Raw genomic sequence first — 3,823 nt, 5'->3', positions numbered from 1 at the left:
AAGCTCTTCTTCAGAAGCATTTTTGGTTGAGTTTACTGTTGAAAGAATCCCTCCCCCTTGAGCGAGAATTTCTAAATACGGAATACCTTCCTGCTTCATTGAAAGTTCGTGCTCTCGGGAACCTCCAAAAACTAGATGAGTATGCGGATCAACAAGACCCGGGGAAACAACCTTACCTTTTGCATCGATCTTCTCTTTTGCCTTCATGCCAGCAGCTTCAACATCAAGTCCTGCCCAAGCGACTCTCCCATCCTTTATTCCTAATGCCGCGTTTTCCATTATATTAAGCTTCTTCATTTCCAGGCCCTTCAATGGCATATCAGAGCCTTTCGGTAAAATTAGCTGTCCTATGTTGTGTACAAGTAAATCGAATTCCAATACTTCTCACCCTTTCTTTTTTCGAATGTGGTTCGGTGTCAAATCAAGATGAAATACAATTATCTCAACTTGATATCTGAAATTTAAGGAAGCATTGGGATATCTACACCTTTTTCCTTTGCTGTTTCGATTGCTTGTTCATAACCAGCGTCTGCATGGCGGACTACCCCCATGCCTGGATCTGTTGTTAAAACTCTTCTTAAGCGTTCCTCAGCAAGGTCGGTTCCATCTGCCACTACAACCATACCGGCATGCAATGAATATCCCATTCCGACACCACCACCATGATGGACAGAAATCCACGAACCTCCAGCCGCTACGTTTACAAGCGCGTTCAGAATTGCCCAGTCACCAACGGCGTCGCTGCCATCCTTCATTGCTTCAGTTTCACGATTCGGAGAGGAAACTGAACCGCTATCCAAATGATCGCGGCCGATGACAATCGGTGCCTTTAATTCTCCATTGCGTACTAATTCATTGATTGCGAGACCCATTTTCATACGTTCTCCGTAACCAAGCCAGCATATGCGGGCAGGTAATCCCTGGAACTCGACTTTTTCCTGAGCCATGTCAATCCAGCGCTGAAGCGGCTCATTTTCTGGGAAAAGCTCTTTAATCAGCTCATCTGTACGGTGAATGTCCGCAGGGTCTCCAGATAGAGCAGCCCATCGGAAAGGTCCTTTACCTTCACAGAAAAGAGGACGGATATAGGCAGGTACAAAACCTGGGAAATCAAAGGCGTGCTCCTCGCCATTATCCTTGGCCACCTGCCGAATATTGTTGCCATAGTCGAACGTGACCACTCCCCTGCGCTGGAATTCAAGCATAGCCGCAACATGCTTAGTCATTGAGAAGGATGATTGCTTTACATATTCCTTAGGATCTTCCTTGCGAAGTTTTGCTGCTTCCTCCAATGATAGGCCAACAGGAATATACCCATTTAAAGGGTCATGTGCAGAAGTCTGGTCTGTCACAATATCAACCTTAAAGTTTCTCTGAAGCAATTCAAGATGCAGCTCAGCAGCATTCCCTACGAGTCCGATCGACAGTGCTTCCCCTTTATGCTTGGCATCCGTTGCCCACTCCATTGCTTCATCAATCGAATAAGTCATCCGATCACAGTAACGAGTATCAATACGCTTTTGGATTCTCGCAGGATCAATTTCGACTGCGATACAAACGCCACCATTCATTGTCACTGCTAATGGCTGAGCGCCACCCATACCTCCTAAGCCTGCTGTTAATGTAATCGTGTTCTTTAATGAACCTCCAAAATGCTGCCTTCCGACCTCTGCAAATGTTTCGTAAGTCCCTTGCAGGATTCCCTGTGAACCTATATAGATCCAGCTGCCAGCTGTCATTTGGCCATACATCATCAATCCCTTTTGATCAAGTTCATGGAAATGCTCCCAGTTTGCCCACTTTGGCACCAAAACAGAATTGGATAATAACACTCTTGGTGCAGCTCTATGTGTTTTAAAAACCGCAACAGGCTTCCCTGATTGGATCAGCATCGTTTCGTCGTTTTCTAGTCTGCGAAGTGTATCAACAATTGCATCAAAAGCTTCCCAGTTTCTTGCTGCTTTACCAATCCCCCCATAAACGACTAGAGCTTCAGGGTTTTCAGCAACCTCCGGATCTAAATTGTTATATAACATCCTTAATGCTGCTTCTTGTTCCCAACCCTTACATTCAAGCTCAAGACCCTTTTTTGCTCTGATATTTCTTTTAGCTTCGATTGCCATGTTTTCCACTCCTTCTTTTATTTATGAAATATAGAATTATAGAATTATAGCTTTTATCCTTCGTGAACCAGATTCCCTTCGTCCTTTGTTATAGCTGTCCATTGCCTATTATTTTTTTTTAGCCAGACAGCAAGCCTCTCAATGTCCTCTGAGAATATACGATCCTCCGTAATAGAAGGGACAATTTTTCTGGCATCCTCATAGAATGCCCTTGTTTGAGGAGACATTTTATCGACTCCTCGGTACTGAACAGCCTGAAGGGCACAGATGCATTCAATCGCCAGTACACGCCTAACATTTTGAATAATATTATGGGCATGGCGTGCTGCGATCGTCCCCATGCTTACATGGTCTTCCTGGTTTGCAGAGGAAGGGATTGAATCTACACTTGCAGGATGAGCAAGCGTCTTGTTTTCCGACACTAACGATGCCGCGCTGTATTGCATGATCATGGCTCCAGATTGCAGCCCTGGCTGCGGACTTAAAAACGGCGGCAAATCGTTTAACTGGGGATTTACAAGCCGTTCAATCCTGCGCTCAGAAATGCTCGCAAATTCCGCTACAGCAATTTTCATAAAATCCATTGCAATGGCGATCGGCTGGCCATGGAAATTACCGCCAGATATGACTGTTTCGCCTCCATCAAAAATCAATGGATTATCAGTCGCTGCGTTCATCTCAATCTCCAGTTTTTCTTTTACATAATCAAGCGCCTGCCAGGAAGCACCATGTACCTGTGGAATACATCTTAATGAGTACGCGTCCTGAACCCTTTTTTCCCCTTGCCTTGTTATAAGCTTACTGCCTGACAGCAGGCCTCTCATTCGCTCAGCAACGTCTATCTGCTGTTTGTAGCCTCGCGCCTCATGGATGGCAGGATGAAATGCATCTATAACACCCTCAAGCCCTTCCATAGTAAGAGCTGAAATCCATTCAGACTGGTACGCAATATCATTTGCCTCGATCCAGTTGACCACACCCATTGCTGTCATCGCCTGTGTTCCATTTATCAAAGCCAAACCTTCTTTAGCCTGTAAAACGATTGGCTCAAGGCCTTCCTGTTTGTATACTTCCCCTGTCTTCCTTACTTCTCCCTGGTAAAAGACCTTCCCTTCCCCAACCAGGACTAGCGCGAGATGCGATAATGGGGCGAGGTCTCCGGAAGCACCCAGTGATCCTTGCTGGGGAACGACAGGATGAATCTTAAGGTTTAGAAGTTCTGTCAGTCGCTCAACGATCACTGGTCTAATCCCGGAAAATCCTTTGATAAGCGCATTTAGTCGTAGTAAAACCATTGCTCTCGAAACGACCTCTGGGAATGGCTCACCCACTCCGCAGGCATGCGACCTGATCAAGTTTAACTGCAGGGCATTTACATCATGTTCCTCAATGATGACGTCACTGAATTTCCCAAAACCTGTATTAATTCCATAGATTGTACGTTTTTCGGCTACAATTTTGTCGACCGCAGCCCTGCTTTCTTCAACCCTTCTCATACTTTCAGGGCTGGTTGTGACAACTTCTTCCTGGTAGCAAACCTTTTTAATTTGATCCAATGTTAAGGTTGACCCTGTTAAAACCACCATTTACGCTACCCCCATTAAATGAATAAAATAAAAAGGAGACGACAATGGCATACTTAAACCATCATCGCCTCCTACTGACTTGTGTACTATAGGCAATGTACAACTATATATGAT

The 3,823-nt window shown here is 45.0% G+C and carries 3 protein-coding genes; all 3 read right to left on the bottom strand.

Translation table 11 applies throughout. The features are described from left to right. Positions 1–318 (bottom strand): amidohydrolase family protein (locus tag WB217_RS13330; RefSeq protein WP_423993702.1); only part of this gene is annotated, 318 nt, incomplete at its 3' end. 143 nt (positions 319–461) lie between these two features. Continuing rightward, positions 462–2,123: a urocanate hydratase gene (gene hutU, locus WB217_RS13325; RefSeq protein ID WP_423993701.1), complete on the bottom strand. Its 1,662-nt coding sequence runs from the start codon at positions 2,121–2,123 to the stop codon at positions 462–464. A 53-nt stretch (positions 2,124–2,176) separates the two neighbouring features. Beyond that, entirely contained in the window at positions 2,177–3,709 is a 1,533-nt protein-coding gene (gene hutH, locus WB217_RS13320) for a histidine ammonia-lyase (RefSeq protein WP_423993700.1), read from the bottom strand. Positions 3,710–3,823 lie beyond the last annotated feature (114 nt).

This window comes from Mesobacillus sp. (assembly GCF_049588175.1).
Lineage (GTDB): Bacteria > Bacillota > Bacilli > Bacillales > Cytobacillaceae > Mesobacillus.
The sequence above is the reverse complement of the archived record's forward strand: the minus strand, read 5'-3'. Positions and strand labels throughout refer to the sequence as shown.